The organism is Intrasporangium mesophilum (genome assembly GCF_054783095.1).
Map to the genome: position 1 here is coordinate 55932 of NZ_BAAGRF010000009.1, position 16788 is coordinate 72719.

Sequence of the window (16788 nt, forward strand, 5' to 3'; positions counted from 1 at the left end):
CGGCTATGACAGTGAGTTGGTCAATCCTGCAAACTGAACCAGGCGGGGAGTGGTGTGTCTGGATGGAGCACCGCAACGTTGTCGGCGGAGGGGACGAGTACGCCGTCCCGGGAGTCACCCATCACAACCTCGACACGGCCCCGCCCGCCATGGAACGTGATGTGCGGGCACCACAGGCTGCCCTGCCGTTCATCCCACGGAACATAGTGCAGGTCGACACTCGTGACACGCGTCCCGACTATCGATGCCCAGCTGGCGGCACGCTCGCCGACCACCCAGATGGCCACATCCGCATCGCGCCGCACGCCGCTGCCGAGCATCGGGGTGCGTTGTAGCCCAATCCCCTCCCGGTCGCCCGGAGGGTCCCAGGTCAGCGAGAACGCGACACCGGACTGGGTCGTGATCTCAAGGCCATAGTCCATCGCATCGAAACCGTCGTAGAGCCACGTCGGCTCCTTCCACTCTGCCTCGGCTTCGATGCTGCGAGGGCCGCCGTCGATCAGCTCGGGGTGCAGCTCTTCGCGGCGGTAGTCGAGCGTGTAGTACACAACATCCCGGATGCGTTCTCCGACCAACTCGTTGGCATCGCGGCGGCGGGCGTCTGCCTCCGTACTCGAGGCAGCCCATGACCAGACTCGCCCTCCACCGTAGGTCCCGAACTCCACGTCGCTAGTCTGTCGAGTCGTCGACCTCGTCTCGCACCCTTTTGGCCCCAAGCGAACGTCCGGCCGACGGCCGCATTGGCGATCCGACGCGGCATGACCCGGGCGAGCGTCGCCGCCCGCAGAGCGGCATGACCGGAAGCCCGTCGTCAACGCTTAACATTCTCAGGCCCGGCGTGGTCGACCTTGGGGCCCTGCCAGGGCCGGGCGATCATCACTTGTCGGGGTTGACGAGTCCCTGCCGAACTGCGTAGAGCGCAGCTTCTATCCGCGAGTGCATCTGGAGCTTGTCGAGGATGTTGCGGATGTGGTTCCGCACGGTGTTCTCCGAGATGTGCATCGCGGTCGCGACCTGCTGATTGGTGCGACCGTGTGCGACGTGCTCAAGGACCTCGAGCTCCCGGTCGGTCAGTCGGGGTAGCTCGGTCGCTGGCGCGGTCGTGGGCGCCTCTAGTCTCCGGCTGAGCTGGTTGAACTCCAGAATCAGCTTGGTGGCCATCATTGGCGACAGCGGGGACTGGCCGCCGAAGACGTCACGGATGCCATCTGCAATCTGTTCCGTCGCCTGCTTGAGCAGGTAGCCGCTGGCACCAGCTTTAAGCGCTTCGAACAGATCCGCCTCGTCGTCCGAACCCGTGAGCATGATGATCCGTGCCGAGGGAACGCGCTGCTTGATGAGGCGGCAGGCATGGATCCCGCCGCGTTTGGGCATGCCGACGTCCATCACGATGACGTCCGGCAGGCTCCGCTCGGCGCACTCGACTGCCTCGACGCCGTTGGCGGCCTCCGCGACAACGTCAATGCCTTCCTCGACGGCAAGCACAGTTTGGAGTCCCCGGCGATAGAGGGCGTGGTCGTCGACGATGACGACTCTGATTAGATCGGAGGACGGCTTCACTCGCCCATCCTTGCTCAGCCTGAGTTCGCAAGACAGGCCCTATCGGGGCAGATCCGGACGTTTCAGTTGACCGCGGGTCTCACCTCAAAGGCGACCACGTCCGGCTCGGTTTGGTCATTGCCCCACACGATCACCGCGCATTTGCCGGGCTTGATTGGGAGCACTTGGTACTCGGTGTTGTAGACGTCCCGGATCGACACTTGCCCGTCTGTCTCTAGGCTGATCTCCCCGAGGCGACTCAAGCCAGCGATGTGTGGCGCGGGTCCGAGTTCCACCGTCGTTGAGCCATCGTCCACCGAGAGCACCCCGACGGCAACGCAGTCCTCCGTCGCCACGACGGTCTTGCCCGCGAACGATGCTGGTGGCGTGAACTCGTCCCGGCCGACCAGCAGGACCACGGAGTTGGGTGTTTCGATCACGTTGGCCACTCGGTTAGCCTGCCATCCGAGCCAACGCTCGTCTCCCAGGGAGGCGGTCCTCGGCCGATGGACGAGCGCTCGGCGGCAGAAGTGGACGTTTGGGGGCTCCGGGCACGACACCCACCCGGTGAGCGAAGCAGCGTTCGCGTCAATCGCCCGAGAATCCGGTGAAACATAGGTGCGACGGCACACCATCGGAGTACGCGATCACGTATGCGCCGGACCAACTACGTCGATACGACCCGATGCCTGCCCCGCCTGCCATCCACTGGGTGACCATCTCTACGTCGGGGTGCTCTGTCCCGAACTCATGCCGAAGCTGCCCTGGGGTCAGCGGGGAGACGGTGAAGGGCTTCGGCGTTTCGCTCACTCCACCGAATATGTCAATGATCGAGTGGGTGCCAATTTCGGGCTGGTTCGCAAGTAGCGACTCGGGATCGGTGACCGGCGGCCGCTTCAGCGAGGCCTCGAACTCGTCAACGAGGAAGTCGATCAGGTCGGGTTGGTTCCCGCTCTGTTCCAGCTGCGCGCGGTATTCGGCGACGGTCGGCACTGGCCCAGTGACCGGCGGTTCGCGATAGAACTCGCCGGACTCGTACGTACGCCAGCGCAGCCGCTGAAGTACCTCGGCCACGTCCCCATACTCGGCCACGTAGGCCCACCCCGATGCGCCCATCAACCGCCTCCCTGCTCGCTGGTCTCACCCGCGCCGTGACCGTCGGTGCCAGCACGCCAGCCTATGACAGCCAAGGGGAGCCGTGAGGAGTTGCGCGGTCATCGGCGGGTCCGCGCGAAGCGCGGCATGACCGGGCGAGCGTAACCGCCCTCAACGCGGCCATGTGCGGACGGTGACTGCGGAGGTCAGTCCTGTTTGGCGTGATGCTGCGAGGATTTCTGTATGGCCAGGAAGTCGAAGGGTCCTACCTTCGCCGAGCTGCTTAGGCAGCCCACGTGGAGCGAGGCGAAGCCGCGGGAATCGGGTGAGCACGCAGTGCGACCCGGCAAGTACAACCATGCCGGTGAGCTCTTCGACCCCAGCGGTCAACTGCTGGTCCTGCAGCAGGAGGACATAACGGGGCAGCGGGCGCAGGAGCTCGTCGCCGGCGGTGCGCTCGTGGCGCATGAAGGCTGTGGCTGCGGCGGTTGGGCCGGCTGCCAGCCGGACTGGTTGTCCAAAGACGCCTTGTCGCGGGTGCGTGCGGGTTCAGCGCCGTCACTTCGGGGTCGTGGTGTGCCGACCTGGATCGATCTTTGGAGTAGCGAGGCGGGTCGGGTCGTCTATCTGCATGGAGACGTGCAGTGGGGCGATGAGCTTGGTTGAGCGCCCGCTTGTGCGCGTTGACCATCGGAACGAACCTGTCCGGACACTGTCCCCGAGTTCCGCGCGGACGGCATTGAAGGGAGCTCGACCGCGGCGCGGCATTTCACTGCGGTCGCGAGTGGGGCTTGACGACCTCGATTGGGCACGTGGGGCCTGGGGCGCGAGCAATGCGCCGATCCCCCGTCAGGAGCGTCGACTGCAGTGCCTCGGCCAGCGCGACATAGGCAGCGTCGTAGATCGTGAGGTTCTCCCGCAGCTCCCAGCAGCGCATGATCAGTCCCCCGTGATCGACGCGCTGCAGTGGCAAGGCGCGCAGGTCATCCAGGGCATAGGCCACACGTCGAGCGTCCAGCTGGCCGCCCCGCGCGAGTCCGCGCCACACCGACACGACCTCCAAGTCGATCAGGCTCGGGGCGGCCAAGTCCTCACCGCGCAGCCGCGCGCGAAGGTGGTCGCCGTCCGGTCCGTCGTCCAGCAGGGCGACGGCCAGGACGCTGGCATCAACGACGAGCACGCTCGAACCGCAACGCGCTCACCGCGTCCGCCAAGGGCAGCCTGCCCCCGGCTCGACCGCCGGCCCGCTCAAGCACCTCATCTACCGTCGGCTGCTGGGCCTCACGGATGAGCCGGGCGCGTAGGTACTCCTGGAGCGACTGGTGGGCCGCTGCCGCTCGCTCGCGCAGGACCGCATGCGTCTCCTCTGGGACGTCCTTGATCTGAATGTTCGGCATGGAGCCATTATGGCTCCATCGGAGCCGGAAGGGAACTTCGCGTTCTTCGGCATAGACGCTTGCGACCATCGCGCTCACTGCACTGCGTCGTCCTGTTGCGTTACAGGCACAGGAGCGCGCCGCGTGCAGTAGTGGTCTCAGTCCTGGTCTCATTCGCGTCTGTTCAGGCGGTGCCACGGACGTCCGCGAGCACGAGATTTTAGGTTCCTCACTGGAACGCCGAGATGCCGCGCTCGACAGCGACCTCGATATCGCCATGATGGCGCGCACGCTCATATCACCGGCCCGTAACCAACCCATGGGCCCGCGTCGGGGCGACATCCACAAGAGCCGAAGGTCCGCGAGAAGCGCGTCATCACAGGCGCGCTCCCGGGCCCGCTGGCGGTGGTGGCATGGAAGTGCAAGGAGCACTGCCATGAGACCCACGATTCGATCAATTGCCACGGCCGCCCTCGCGGCACTCACCCTTGTCGGGCTCGTTCCGGCTGCACCCTTCGCAGTCGGAGCAGCGACGCCAGGAACGGCCGGAGCGAGCGCCTCAGCGGTCCAGGTCCCGGCCGCGAAGGTGGCCTACGCCGGGACCGTCTACCTGACCTTCGACGACGGACCCAACGCCACGTACACCCCGAAGATTCTTGCGATCCTTCGGAAGCACGGCGTCAAGGCGGTCTTCTTCGAAGTGGGCCAGAACATCTCGTGGTACCCCTCGGTCACCCGGAACCTGCGCACCTACGGCATGAAGATCGGCAACCACACCTGGAGCCACCCGAACCTGACGTCCCTGTCGAGCACGTCGGTCACCTCGCAGCTCAACCGGATGGAGTCGGCTCTGGGCTACCGGCCACGCTGCGTGCGCCCACCGTATGGAGCCACGAGCTCCCGGGTCGCGTCGATCATCGCGGCACGGGGTCAGCGCCAGATCCTGTGGACCGTAGACCCACGCGACTGGTCGCGCCCGGGCACCACGACCATCGTCAACCGAGTCCTCGCCAACGTCCGGGACGGCTCGCGGATCCTGCTGCACGACGGTGGCGGCGACCGCTCACAGACGGTCGCCGCGCTCGACATCCTCATTCCGAAGCTGCGCGCACGCGGGTTCATCATCGGGCTGATGGCGTGCTGACGGAGTAACCAGCGAAAGGTATGCCGCCGAAGCGGACCGCGGTGCTCCCGTGAGCACCCGGCGGACCCGGCGGCATACCTCGTCGGCGCGATGCGGACCTGTGGCGGGCCAGCGGGTTCAGCGGGTTCAGCGGGTGTCGCTGGTGGCGGCGAGGGCGGACTCGAGGACCGCGGCCCGGCCGGCCTCGAGACGGGCGACGACGACTCGCGGGGGTGAGCACGAGACGTAGTCGAGCCCGACGCGTGAGAAGAAGTGGATCGACTCCGGGTCGCCGGCATGTTCCCCGCACACGCCGAGGCCGAGGCCGGGCTTGGCCTGACGGCCCCGGTCGATCGCGATGCGGACCAGCTCTCCCACGCCGTCCTCATCGAGGGTCTCGAACGGGTCGGCGGACATGAGCCCGGACGTGCGGTAGGCGGTCAGGAAGCTGGCCTGGGCGTCATCACGGGAGACACCCCATGTCGTCTGGGTCAGGTCGTTGGTGCCGAACGAGAAGAAGTCCGACTTCAAGGCGAGGTCGCCGGCTCGGAGGGCTGCTCGGGGCAGCTCGATCATGACGCCGATGGGCACCGTGACCGAGGAGCCGAGCCGGGTGGCGGTCTCGTGCACCACGTCGGTCATGCGCTGCCGGGCTGCGTCCAGCTCGGACGTGAGGGCCACGAGGGGCACCATGAGCTCCGGGCGGGGGTGCAGGCCCCGCCTGGCGAGCTGATCGGCGGCAGTGACGAGTGCGCGGACGTGAGCATCGACGAGCTCAGGGAGGACGGTCAGGAGCCGGACCCCGCGCAGACCGAGCATCGGGTTGGCCTGCTGCCACCGCCGGACGGCCTCGAGGCGTCGTGAGAGCGCCGGGTCTACCGCTCCGCGTGCCGCTTGGAGCGCGGCCTCGACGGCCAGCTCTTCGCTGTCGGGGAGGAACTCGTGCAGGGGTGGGTCGAGGAGGCGCACGACGACCGGCAGCCCGTCCATCACCTGCAGCAGCTGGGTGAACTCGTCCAGAGCCAGTCGCTCGATCTCGGCGAACGCGCCCTGCCTGTCGTCGTTGACGACGACTCGCTCGACGAGCTCGCGGCGGGCACCGAGCAGCATGTGCTCGGTGCGGCACAGCCCGATGCCCCGGGCGCCGAGCCGCCGTGCCAGAGCGGCCTCGTGAGGCGTCTCGGCATTCACGTGAACCGCGAGGCGGGCGCGGCTGTCGGCGTGCTGAAGCAGACGGAGCACGGACGCGACGACCGGCTCGTTCGTCGAGGCGGCCGGGTCGACCTCGCCATTCAAGGCGGTCACCAGGGCGCTCTGCCGGATCGGCAGGGCCCCGGCATAGACGCATCCGGTCGTGCCATCGACGGACAGCACGTCACCCTCTGAGACGACCTCGCCCCAGCTGGTGACGGCCCGGCGGGCGTGCTCGTCCACCGCCAGCTGGGATACGCCAGTCACGCAGGTGCGGCCGAACCCGCGCGCGACGACGGCGGCGTGTGAGGCGAGCCCGCCGCGCGCGGTGACCACGGCCACGGCTGCGAGTATGCCGTCGACGTCCTCGGCGCTGGTCTCCGGACGCATGAGCACCACCGGTTGCCCTGCCGCGGAGCGGGATACGGCCGTCGCAGGGTCGAACACGACCTCGCCGACCGAGGCGCCTGGGCTCGCCGGGAGTCCCGTGACGAGTGGCTGAACGTCCGCTGGCACGTCGAAGCGTGGGTGGAGCAGGGACTCGAGCTGGTGCCCGTCGACCCGCAGTAGGGCCTCGTCGAGAGTGATGAGCCCCTGGTCGACCATGTCGGCAGCCATGACGAAGGCTGCGGAGGGGCTGCGCTTGCCGACGCGCGTCTGCAGGACCCAGAGCCGGCTGTCCTCGACGGTGAACTCCACGTCGCACAGGTCGCGGTAGTGCCGTTCGAGCGTGTCAAGATGCCCGAGAAGCTGTGTGTATGCCGCGGGCTCGAGGTCTGCGAGCGCGGCGAGGGGGACGGTGGCTCGGCTGCCGTTGACGACGTCCTCGCCCTGGGCGTTCTGGAGGTAGTCGCCGTAGGGGACCGGCGCGCCCGTTGCTGGATCACGGGTGAAGCAGACCCCGCTGCCGGAGCGGGGCCCGGTGTTGCCGTACACCATCTGCATGACGTTCACCGCGGTGCCGAGGCTCTCGGAGATGCCCTCGTGGGCTCGGTAGACCTGGGCCCGGGCGCTGTTCCAGGACGCGAAGACCGCTTCGATCGACCGGTCGAGCTGTTCCCATGGGTCCTGCGGAAGATCCTCTCCCGCATGGTCTTTGAGGACGCAGCGCAGATCCGTGACGAGATCGCGCAGGGCGTCGGCGCTGAGCGAGCTCGGGTCGGAGACGCCGTCCTTCTCCTGGGCTGCCTGGAGGGGTGCGGCATACAGGGCGGGCTGGACGCCGAGCACGGTGTGCCCGTACATCTGCACCAGCCGTCGGTAGCAGTCCCAGGCGAACCGTTCGCCGCCCCGGTCGGCCAGACCCTGGACCGAGCTGTCCGTCAGCCCGACGTTGAGAACCGTCTCCATCATCCCCGGCATCGAGAACCGCGCGCCGGACCGGACCGAGACGAGCAGCGGGTCGCCGGGGTCGCCGAAGAGCCGGCCGCATGCATCCTCCAGGTCTGCGACAGCGGCGCGGACCAGCGGCGGCAGGGTCGCGGGCACGCGTCCTTGCGCGAGATACGCGCGGCAGGCCTCAGTCGTGATCGTGAAGCCGCCGGGGACGGGCAGGCCGATTCGCGTCATCTCCGCGAGGTTCGCCCCCTTCCCGCCGAGCAGATCGGCCATGGACCGGTCACCAGCCTTGAACGGGACGAGAAGCGGCGATGTCATGTCTCGATGCTCGATCGGTGCTCAACAGGACGGCAGGGACCTTTGGCCCGGGCACTCACCACACCGGTCGCGATGATCGAGGTGTGAGCTGGCTGCGGGACCGCCTCCCATTCGCCTTCTTCGCGACGACGGCCGCGCTGCTTCTGGCTGGGATCGTCGCGCAGCTCGCGCAGGCGGAAGGTCTGGCTCGAGCGCTGTGGGTGACGGGCTCGATCCTCGGCCTTGTCGTCTCGGTCGCGACGACGGTGCGCGCCGTACGTGCGCGGCAGCCGACGGTCGATGTCATTGCCGTGCTCGCGCTCGCCGGTGCCTTGTGGGTGGACGAGCCGTTCGCGGGCGCGATGGTGGCGGTCATGCTCGCCACCGGACAGCTGCTGGAAGCCCGGGCCGCGCGTCGCGCACGCCGCGAGCTCAGCGCACTCGTTGCACGCGCACCCCGCCGGGCCCGGCGCCGCACCGAGGACGGCATGACTGACATTCCTGTCGAGCAGGTGCGGCGTGGCGACCGGCTCGTCGTCGCATCGGGCGAGGTCGTGCCCGTCGACGGGCGACTCCTTGTGAGCGGCACCTTCGACGAGTCAGCGCTCACCGGTGAGCCGATGCCTGCCGAGCGTCCCGCCGGGGATGACGTGCGCAGCGGCGTGGTCAACGCCGGGTCACCCGCAGAGGTCGTCGCGACGGCCGAGGCCGCCGAGTCGACGTATGCCGCGCTGGTCCGGCTCGTCGAACAGGCTCAGGCCGCGTCGGCTCCGTTCGTCCGCGTCGCCGACCGGATCGCCGTGCTGTTCGTGCCGCTGACCCTCCTCGTAGCTGCGGCCGCCTGGATGGCGAGCGGAGATCCCGTTCGTGCGGTGGCAGTGCTCGTGGTGGCCACGCCCTGCCCCCTGCTGCTTGCAGTCCCGGTCGCGATCATGTCGGGCCTGTCGCGCACGGCCTCGCTCGGGGTCGTCGTCAAGGGAGGTGGCGCCCTGGAACGGCTCGCGGCCGGCCGAGTCGTGCTGTTCGACAAGACCGGGACCCTCACCCGTGGGCGGCCGACGCTTGCCTCGATCGTCGTCGACCCGGGTGTCGACGGGACGGTCCCCGGGGTGGACGCGGACGAGCTGCTCCGGCTCGCGGCGTCACTCGACCAGGTGTCGCCGCATGTTCTGGCCGGCGCCATCGTCGGTGCGGCACGGGCGCGAGGGCTCACGCTCGAGACGCCCAGCGACGTGGTGGAGGAGCACGGCTACGGACTGCGCGGGCACGTCGGTGACCGCGAGGTCTGGCTGGGCAAGAGCTCGTGGATCGTCGGACGGGATCAACCTGCCTGGGCGCGGCGAGTGCGGCGCCGGGCCGACCTGGACGGTTCGCTCACCGTGTACGCGGCCGTCGACGGCATGCCGGCAGGGGCGTTCCTCCTGGAGGACCCCATCCGCCCGGACGCCCCGCGGATGATCCGAGCGCTGCGCGACGCGGGCATCGCGCGAGTCGTTCTGGTCACCGGTGACCGAGCCGACGTGGCCCAGGCGGTCGGAAGAGTCGTCGGCGTGGACTCGGTTCTCGCTGAACGCGATCCAGCGGCAAAGCTCGCCGCCATCAGAGCAGAGGCCGCCGGGTCGGAGCAGGGCGTGCCGACCGCGACGATCATGGTCGGCGACGGCGTCAACGACGCGCCGGCGCTGGCGGCGGCAGGGGTCGGTGTAGCTCTCGCGTCCCGAGGGGCGACGGCATCGTCGGAAGCAGCCGACGTCGTGCTCACCGTCGACCGCGTCGACCCGCTGGCCGACGCGATCCTGGTGGCCAAGCGGGCTCGGCGCATAGCGATGCAGGCCGCGGCCGTCGGGATGGGCCTCTCCCTGGTGGCCATGGGCGTCGCCGCGTTCGGGTGGCTGCCACCAGCCGCCGGCGCCGTCGTGCAGGAGGCGATCGACGTCCTCGCCATCGGGGTCGCGCTGCGCGGCGTGCTTCCCGGCAGGATCCACACCATTGCGATGTCCCCGGTCGATGTAGCGACAGCCCGGAGCCTGCGCCCGGGACATGACGCCGTGGTAGCCCTGGTCGAGCAGATCCGCACCATCGCGGACACCCTGTCGACACGCGACCCGGACGTCGATGCGGTCCGTGGGCTGCTGGCCAGGCTCGAGGGCGAGCTGATCCCGCACGAGCGCGCCGACGAGGAGCTCCTGGTGCCCCTGGTTGCGCGCGCGCTCGGCGGGTCGGCCGCGACGACCGCACTGAGCCGGACACATGCTGAGATCGCGCACCAGGTCGGACGTCTGCGGCGGTTGCTCGGCGATGTCGGGGAGACTCCCGAGCCGGAGGACGTCGTCGAGCTGCGCCGGCTGTTGTACGGGCTGTATGCGATCTGCCGTCTGCACAACAGCCAGGAGGAGGAGAGCGCCTTCGCGCTCGTCCCGGAGCACCTTGCCCGCAGTGCTTGACCGTGCAGCGACACCACCTTGAGACCGCGGGACCAACGCCTCTGACGAGGTGTGGCTGACGACCGGACGGTAGAGCCATGGTCGATCTGGTGACTTCGGGCGTCATGTCACGCGGCGCGTCAGGGTCCCTGGGGCAGCTGGACGTTCGCCCTGTGCGTTTGTCCTGGCAGGGTCTCCCGGGGCAGCCCGACGAGCCCGAGTCGGCGGGTGTGTTCGTCCGCGAGTGCCTTGCCGGCCAGGTCGAGAGTCTCCAACGACTGGACGAACCGGTCCGGGCCGACCAGCCCGACGCCGTCCACCAGCTGCGGGTCGTGACCCGACGACTACGCAGCCTCCTGGCGAGCTTCGAGCCCGTCTTCGAGCGCCCCGAAGCACGGCGCCTACGGGACGAGCTTGCGTGGCTCACGCGAACGGCAGGAGACGCGCGGGACGCCGAAGTCCTGCATGCGCGCCTCCTCCAGCGGCTTGACCAGCAACCTGCTCCCGACCAGCTCGATCGACTCCGTCGCCTCGTCGACGCACGCCTGACCCAGACCCACGATCAGGCGCACCAGGCCCTGGTCGCGTCGATGAGCTCGCCGAGGTACCGCCAGCTGATCCGGTCGCTCAGTGGTTTCATCGCCAACACGCCATGGGGAGCCGACGCGTTCGCGCCGGCGTCCGTGGTGCTCCCCGAGTGCCTGCGCCGTGACTGGCGGCGCCTGCGCCGCCGTGCTCGAAGGGCGGCCGCCGAACGGAGGGGGCCCGAGCGCGCCGCACGCCTGCACGAGGTGCGCAAGGCCGCGAAGCGGACGCGGTACACGGCTGAGGCCATGATCCCGGCCTGGGGCAGGGACGCGAGCCGGTTCGCCTCGGCGGTGGAGGCCCTGCAGACGATCCTCGGCGAGCAGCGCGACGATCTCGTCGCCGATGACCGGCTGCGTGAGTTTGCAGTCGAGTCCAAACCGGCGCGCCGCCACCTCCCGGTCGTCGCGCTTTCCTCACGTGACCCCATGGCGTTCGAGCGTGCCTACGGCTCGGCCTGGCGCCGGGTCGAGCGCAAGAAGCTGCGCCGGTGGTTCATGACCGCTGCCCGCTGACGGCGCCTCCTCGATCGCGGTCGACATGCCCCGCCGACGTGGAGAAGACCGGCACATCGGATGATGTGCCGGTCGCGTTCAGGTCACGCGTGGCGTGTCCGAGATGGCTGGCTGCGGTGGCGGCCGAACAGCCTCTGCCGCGCATCGTGGATCAGCACAGAGAGCGTGTGGGCTCGACGTGACGGCGTTGTGGACTGCAGCTCGCTTGCGGGAATTCCATGGCCTTGAGGACTCATGACCAACACCTCCACCCTCATGCTGCCCCGGCCGCTCCGACGTCCGCAGTGCCTAAAGTCCCGGCATCGACGGCATACCTCGCTGGTATGCCGCTGGGACGGCGGGCCGTTCGGGTTCAAGTCCGGTGGCCGCTGGATCTGGGAGACAGAGCCCGAGGTCCCAGCTCTCGGTCACGTCATCCCATGCGGTCCAGGGGACCTTCGGCCTTAGCCGAGGCACCTGCCCGCGACGAGAGTGGACAGCGGCGGATGGAGGAAGATGGCCACTGAAGTCCCTTACCGCCGGCCCGGTCCACGCCGGCTAGGCACGGCGGACCAGCGGCGCCCGGGGCCGGAGATTGACGTGCGGCAGGTCAGCCACGCCTTCGGCGATCGAGTCGCTCTCGACAACGTTTCCTTCGGCGTGGCCCGCGGCGTGATGACGGGCCTACTTGGGCCAAATGGGGCTGGCAAGACCACGCTGATCAGAATCCTCTTGGGCGTCCTTCAGCCCCAGCAGGGCACAGTCCGGCGCCATGGCGTGCCCATCACGGGGGCCGCGCGTCGCTCCTGGGGCTACATGCCTCAGGAGCGGGGTCTGTACCCGGCCATGAAGGTCGGAGAGCAGGCGATCTTCTTCGCGCGCCTGCACGGGCTGTCGCGACGCACGGCGGAGCAGAAGTCCCGCGACCTGCTCGCTGAGCTCGACCTGGCAGAGCGATGGGACGACCGTACGGACAAGCTGTCCGGTGGCATGCAACAGAAGCTGCAGCTGGCGACGTCCCTCGTACACGAACCTGACGTCATCGTCCTCGACGAGCCCTTCGCCGGCCTCGATCCGGTGGCCGTGGCAAGTCTGTCCGAGAGCCTTCGACAGCGGACCGCCGCCGGGTGCACGGTTCTGTTCTCGAGTCACCAGCTCGACCTCGTCCAAGACCTGTGCGAGGACATCGCCATGATCGAGAACGGCCGAGTCGTGCTGAAGGGTGAGGTGTCCTGGCTGCGTGCGTCTTCTGGCCGGCGGCAGCTGAGACTTCACCTGGGATCTGCGAATCGCGCCTGGCTGCAGGCCTTCCCGGAGGTGGATGTCGTGAGCGACGAGGCCGACGCGCTGCGCCTGGGCATCCCGCCGGCGACTGATCCGCTTGACGTGCTCGACGCTGCCCGGGCTGCCGGCCGTGTCACGGACTTCGGCCTGGACCTGCCAACCCTTTCTCAGCTCTTCCTCGAGGCTGCCCAATCGGGCCCCCAGCACGAGCTGGTGTCGTGATGCGCGCCTGGTGGTCGGGCACGCGTCTCGTCTGGGAACGGGGCGTGGTCGAGAATGTGCGTTCGAAGACCTTCAGGATCGTCATGGTCGTCCTGCTGCTGCTGTCCGCGGCAGCCGTGATCCTGCCCCAGCTGTTGGCCGGCGGCGTCACGACATACACCCTGGCTACCGTCGGAAAGGCGCCGGCGAGCTTGGTCGAAGCCATGGATGCCGCACAGCTCAAGGGCCACTTCACTGTCGAGTACCTGACTCGGGCCGGCGTTGACGACGTGCGCGCGGCAGTCCAATCCGGCGATGCCACGGTCGGGCTGACCGACGATGTGATCTACGCGGCCGCCGACAACGCAGGCACCTTCCCCGTGGTCGTCGCTCAGGCCGTCGTGCGCCTCGAGGTCGCGGACCGGCTGACCCAGGCAGGGCTCACGCCCCGGCAGATAGCCGACCTGGAGTCCATCCAACCGCCGAGACAGGTCACCGTCGCGCCCGCAGCGGACGAGAAGCGCGCCGCCGTGGGATTCGCCGTCGGCATCTCGCTGTACATGGCGTTGCTCTTCGGCGGCAGTGCCATCGCGACCGCAGTCGCCCAGGAGAAGGCAAGCCGCATCTCGGAAGTTCTCCTGGTCGTCCTGCGCCCGAGCCAGATTCTTGCCGGGACCGTCCTGGCCGTGGGCACCGTGACCCTGGCCCAGGTCCTCGTCCTGGCCACCCCGGTGCTCGTCGCGGTGAGAGTCCGCGACGACTCCGGCCTGCCGCCCGTCGCCGCGGGCGACATCGCGCTCGGACTGGCGTGGTTCCTTGTCGGCTTCGCGCTCTACGCATTCCTGTATGCCGCGTGTGGCGCGCTCGTCAACAAAGTGACCGACGTGAGCAGCGCCGTGATGCCCCTCGTCATGGTCATGCTCGCTGCCTACCTGGTATCGATCATGGTGATCACCCAGGACCCGACCAGCCCCTGGAGCCTCCTGATCGCGGTGTTCCCGCTCACGTCCCCCATCGGGATGCCCTTCCTCTGGGCCTCGGGAGAGGCCAGCGTCTACCTACTCCTGCTCTCCATGACGCTGGCCGTCCTCAGCGCAGCCGGTGTCATTTGGTTTGCCTCGGCCATCTACCGGCGCGGTCTGGTCATCACTGGTCGTCGGGTGCGAGTCCGCGAGCTGGTCGCCAGGTCCGGGAAGTGAGTCACTCAACCGCAGCCGACAGGGCCTTTCGGCCCTGTGCGCGTGCCCCGTTGGCCCCTTGACTGGTTGCATGGCAGGCGAGTTGCTCCTCGAGACGTCGGGGCTGGGCAAGCGGTTCGGCCGCTCGTGGGCGCTGCGCGGGCTGTCCCTGGCGATCGAGCGTGGGGAGGTGTTCGGATACCTCGGCCCCAACGGCGCCGGGAAGACGACGACAATCCGGCTCCTGCTGGGGCTGCTTCGCCCGACCGCGGGCTCGGCGGCCGTTTGCGGGCATGATGCGTGGCGTGACTCGGTGGCGGTACGCCGTCGGGTCGGCTATCTCCCTGGCGAACCCGCGACGTATGGCCGGATGACCGGTCGGCAGCACGTGGAGTACCTCAGCCGCCTCCGGGGGCAGCCATGGTTCCCGCGGGCAGACGAGCTTGCCGCGCGTCTGGTCCTGGATCTGGACCGGCCGGCGCGAGACCTGTCCCGGGGCAACCGGCAGAAGCTGGCCCTGGTTCTGGCGCTGATGCCCCCGGTCGACCTTCTCGTGCTCGACGAGCCGACCAGCGGGCTGGACCCGCTCGCTCAGCAGGAGTTCCACGTGCTCCTCCGGGAGCACGCCGCCTCAGGTGGGGCCGTCCTGCTGAGCTCGCATGTCCTGAGCGAGGTTCAGCGGGTGGCCGACCGGGTCGGAGTCCTGCGGTCCGGTGAGCTCATCGCGGTCGACCGGCTCGACCAGCTGCGCAGCCGCTCCTTGCACCACATCCACGCGACCTTCGAGGACCCAGTGGATGCTGCGGACTTCGCCTCCCTTCCGGACGTTCGCGACGTCATGGTGGCCGACCACACCATGACGTGTAGTGCACCTGAGGACGCCCTGGACAGTGTCGTCAAGGCCCTGGGGCGGCACACCCTCCGGGACCTCACGTGCACCGAGGCCGAGCTGGAGGAGACCTTTCTCGCCTACTACGGGACGGGGGACCACCATGCTGCTTAGCGTGCTGACCAAGACGCTCAACGACCAGCGGCGCAGCCTCGTGGGCTGGCTGTCCGCGATCATCCTGATCGTCCTGATGTATGCCGCCATCTGGCCGAGCCTGCGGGGGCAGCCGTCCATGAGCGACTTCCTGGACCAGATGCCGGAGGCGTTCCGCAACCTGTTCGCAAGTGCCGGCGCAGACCTGACCACGCCTGTGGGCTACATCCAGATCGAGCTCATGTCGTTCGTGGGCCCCGCCATGGTCATCGCTTATGCGGTTGGGCAGGGCTCTGCCGCGGTTGCCGGCGAGGAGGAGAACCACACGATCGACCTCCTGCTGGGTGCCCCGGTCAGCCGGACCCGCGTTGTCCTGGAGAAGGCGGCCGCGATGGTTGCCGGCACCGCGCTTCTGGCCGCTGCGACCGGTGCGGCCCTCGTGCTGGAAGGACGGCTGTTCGACTTGGACCTGCCTATCGGCGCGGTGGTTGCAGCGATGCTGCACCTGATGCTGCTCGGCCTGGTGTTTGGCGCCATAGCCTTGGCGCTCGGGGCCGCCACAGGGCGCGTCGGGCTCGCACGAGGAGTGCCGGCCGCGGTGGCTGTCGTGGCATATCTCGTCAACGGCCTCGGCGCGATCGTGGACTGGCTCGAGCCGTTCCAACGGTTCTCGCCGTTCTACCAGTTCGCTGCCCACGACCCCCTACGGCAGGGCGTCTCCTACCCAGCGGTCGGGGTGGCGGCCGGGACCGTCGCGGTGCTCGTGGCGCTCGGCGTGTGGGGACTCAGACGCCGAGACGTCCGCGGCTGACAGGCCCGGCCGTCGCGTTCGGTCACCCCGGCCCGCTTGCGATCTGGCTCATCGGCACGATCGACCATGCGGTCGGGAGCCATGTCAGGTCGTAGCCGGTGCGGTCCCGAGAGCAGCGTCCCAGTGGCCCTCGTGGTCCTCGATGAACTTCGCTGTGCCGGCCCAGTGCTCGCCGTGTCCCGCGACGTACATAGCTCCCCACGGTTCACGCTCGACTTCGTGGGATCGGCGGAGTAGATCGTGCATAGCCCGGGCGCGCTTCGCCATCGCTGCTGGCAGGGCTTCGCGCAGGTCTCGTTCGGCTCCGTAGCCGTCGGCGAAGGCCGCGAGGCGGGCCGCAGACTCGGCGATCTCCGCGCCGGGAAACAGGTGGCCGAACGCGGTGGCGGCATATGCCAAGTCCCACACGCGCGTGCTTGGGCCCGCCCCGTCCCAGTCGATGAAGACGAGCCGGTCCCCGTCGACGACGAGGTTCCACGTCGCCAGGTCGTTGTGGCAGAGCAGGTCCGGATCCTCGGCGGGGATAAACACCTCCCAGTCGTCCGGGACGGGCAGATCGGCGCTCGCGTCGTGGAGGTCGCGCACGAGAGCCCCGACGCGCCTCACGAGGTCGAGGCGCAGAGGCGCGCCGTCCATCGCCAAAGCCCCAGGGATGAAATCCAGTACCAATCGGCCCTCGTTGTCCCGGCCATGGACTCGTGGGAGGTCGATCCCGCGCTCGTGCAGGGCGCCCATCAAGGCGATGGTGCGTTCGGTCGTGGCCAGCCAGGGCTTACGAACCGTTGCCCCCACGCGGATGACGCCCTGCGACGCGTTTCCGCCTTCGAGGGACTCCTCATGCTCGAGCTCGGCCGGCATAAGAGCACCTTAC

Annotated in this window: 16 protein-coding genes; 8 read left to right on the forward strand and 8 right to left on the reverse strand. The window is 68.7% G+C overall.

Annotation, left to right across the window (positions count from 1 at the left end; translation table 11 throughout):
• Positions 1–20: 20 nt before the first annotated feature.
• The 4 genes from ACYVLP_RS07705 to ACYVLP_RS07720 all read right to left on the reverse strand — a co-directional run bounded on the left by ACYVLP_RS07705 (position 21) and on the right by ACYVLP_RS07720 (position 2613).
• Positions 21–665 (reverse strand): hypothetical protein, encoded by a 645-nt coding sequence (locus ACYVLP_RS07705; protein ID WP_460626757.1) that lies wholly within the window; start codon positions 663–665, stop codon positions 21–23.
• A 211-nt stretch (positions 666–876) separates the two neighbouring features.
• Positions 877–1560, reverse strand: coding sequence for a response regulator (locus ACYVLP_RS07710; RefSeq protein WP_460626758.1), 684 nt, complete (start codon positions 1558–1560; stop codon positions 877–879).
• A 62-nt stretch (positions 1561–1622) separates the two neighbouring features.
• Positions 1623–1988, reverse strand: coding sequence for a hypothetical protein (locus ACYVLP_RS07715; protein WP_460626759.1), 366 nt, complete (start codon positions 1986–1988; stop codon positions 1623–1625).
• A gap of 139 nt (positions 1989–2127) precedes the next feature.
• Positions 2128–2613, reverse strand: a complete 486-nt coding sequence (locus ACYVLP_RS07720; RefSeq protein WP_460626760.1) for a hypothetical protein — start codon at positions 2611–2613, stop codon at positions 2128–2130.
• A gap of 264 nt (positions 2614–2877) precedes the next feature.
• Here ACYVLP_RS07720 and ACYVLP_RS07725 point away from each other — a divergent pair, with 264 nt between their 5' ends.
• Entirely contained in the window at positions 2878–3300 is a 423-nt protein-coding gene (locus ACYVLP_RS07725) for a hypothetical protein (RefSeq protein WP_460626761.1), read from the forward strand.
• Positions 3301–3403: 103 nt separating this feature from the next.
• Here the strand turns inward: ACYVLP_RS07725 and ACYVLP_RS07730 are convergent, their stop codons facing one another.
• Together ACYVLP_RS07730 and ACYVLP_RS07735 are read right to left on the reverse strand one after the other, a co-directional pair.
• A complete protein-coding gene (locus ACYVLP_RS07730) occupies positions 3404–3814 on the reverse strand; it encodes a type II toxin-antitoxin system VapC family toxin (protein ID WP_460626762.1) in 411 nt (136 codons plus the stop codon).
• Complete coding sequence (locus tag ACYVLP_RS07735; protein WP_460626763.1) at positions 3801–4031, reverse strand: FitA-like ribbon-helix-helix domain-containing protein; 231 nt, start codon at positions 4029–4031, stop codon at positions 3801–3803. The genes ACYVLP_RS07730 and ACYVLP_RS07735 overlap by 14 nt, the downstream gene beginning before the upstream one ends.
• Positions 4032–4446: 415 nt before the next feature.
• Between ACYVLP_RS07735 and ACYVLP_RS07740 the strand changes: the two genes are divergently transcribed.
• Positions 4447–5154: a polysaccharide deacetylase family protein gene (locus ACYVLP_RS07740; protein ID WP_460626764.1), complete on the forward strand. Its 708-nt coding sequence runs from the start codon at positions 4447–4449 to the stop codon at positions 5152–5154.
• A gap of 126 nt (positions 5155–5280) precedes the next feature.
• On the opposite strand, the gene ppdK is transcribed toward ACYVLP_RS07740, so the two are convergent.
• Positions 5281–7980 (reverse strand): pyruvate, phosphate dikinase, encoded by a 2700-nt coding sequence (gene ppdK, locus ACYVLP_RS07745; protein WP_460626765.1) that lies wholly within the window; start codon positions 7978–7980, stop codon positions 5281–5283.
• Positions 7981–8063: 83 nt separating this feature from the next.
• Between ppdK and ACYVLP_RS07750 the strand changes: the two genes are divergently transcribed.
• The 6 genes from ACYVLP_RS07750 to ACYVLP_RS07775 all read left to right on the forward strand — a co-directional run bounded on the left by ACYVLP_RS07750 (position 8064) and on the right by ACYVLP_RS07775 (position 15917).
• Positions 8064–10403 (forward strand): heavy metal translocating P-type ATPase, encoded by a 2340-nt coding sequence (locus tag ACYVLP_RS07750; RefSeq protein WP_460626766.1) that lies wholly within the window; start codon positions 8064–8066, stop codon positions 10401–10403.
• A gap of 152 nt (positions 10404–10555) precedes the next feature.
• The gene (locus ACYVLP_RS07755; RefSeq protein WP_460626767.1) at positions 10556–11482 is read left to right on the forward strand and encodes a CHAD domain-containing protein; all 927 of its coding nucleotides are present in this window, start codon (positions 10556–10558) and stop codon (positions 11480–11482) included.
• 495 nt (positions 11483–11977) lie between these two features.
• Positions 11978–12967, forward strand: a complete 990-nt coding sequence (locus tag ACYVLP_RS07760; RefSeq protein WP_460626768.1) for an ABC transporter ATP-binding protein — start codon at positions 11978–11980, stop codon at positions 12965–12967.
• Positions 12967–14145 carry an ABC transporter permease gene (locus ACYVLP_RS07765; protein ID WP_460627067.1) on the forward strand — a complete coding sequence of 393 codons (1179 nt, stop codon included), beginning with the start codon at positions 12967–12969 and terminating at the stop codon, positions 14143–14145. The genes ACYVLP_RS07760 and ACYVLP_RS07765 overlap by 1 nt, the downstream gene beginning before the upstream one ends.
• A gap of 70 nt (positions 14146–14215) precedes the next feature.
• The gene (locus tag ACYVLP_RS07770) at positions 14216–15127 is read left to right on the forward strand and encodes an ABC transporter ATP-binding protein (RefSeq protein ID WP_460626769.1); all 912 of its coding nucleotides are present in this window, start codon (positions 14216–14218) and stop codon (positions 15125–15127) included.
• Position 15128: 1 nt separating this feature from the next.
• Positions 15129–15917, forward strand: coding sequence for an ABC transporter permease subunit (locus ACYVLP_RS07775; protein WP_460626770.1), 789 nt, complete (start codon positions 15129–15131; stop codon positions 15915–15917).
• Positions 15918–16001: 84 nt separating this feature from the next.
• On the opposite strand, the gene ACYVLP_RS07780 is transcribed toward ACYVLP_RS07775, so the two are convergent.
• On the reverse strand, positions 16002–16775 hold the full coding sequence (locus ACYVLP_RS07780) for a phosphotransferase (protein ID WP_460626771.1): 774 nt from the start codon (positions 16773–16775) through the stop codon (positions 16002–16004).
• Between the last annotated feature and the right edge of the window lie 13 nt (positions 16776–16788).

Bases quoted from the DNA above. Each gene is read 5' to 3' on its own strand.
- ACYVLP_RS07725 (WP_460626761.1), top strand. From the start codon at position 2,878: ATGGCCAGGAAGTCGAAGGGTCCTACCTTCGCCGAGCTGCTTAGGCAG.
- ACYVLP_RS07735 (WP_460626763.1), bottom strand. From the start codon at position 4,031: ATGCCGAACATTCAGATCAAGGACGTCCCAGAGGAGACGCATGCGGTC.
- ACYVLP_RS07740 (WP_460626764.1), top strand. From the start codon at position 4,447: ATGAGACCCACGATTCGATCAATTGCCACGGCCGCCCTCGCGGCACTC.
- ppdK (WP_460626765.1), bottom strand. From the start codon at position 7,980: ATGACATCGCCGCTTCTCGTCCCGTTCAAGGCTGGTGACCGGTCCATG.
- ACYVLP_RS07760 (WP_460626768.1), top strand. From the start codon at position 11,978: ATGGCCACTGAAGTCCCTTACCGCCGGCCCGGTCCACGCCGGCTAGGC.
- ACYVLP_RS07765 (WP_460627067.1), top strand. From the start codon at position 12,967: ATGCGCGCCTGGTGGTCGGGCACGCGTCTCGTCTGGGAACGGGGCGTG.
- ACYVLP_RS07770 (WP_460626769.1), top strand. From the start codon at position 14,216: ATGGCAGGCGAGTTGCTCCTCGAGACGTCGGGGCTGGGCAAGCGGTTC.
- ACYVLP_RS07780 (WP_460626771.1), bottom strand. From the start codon at position 16,775: ATGCCGGCCGAGCTCGAGCATGAGGAGTCCCTCGAAGGCGGAAACGCG.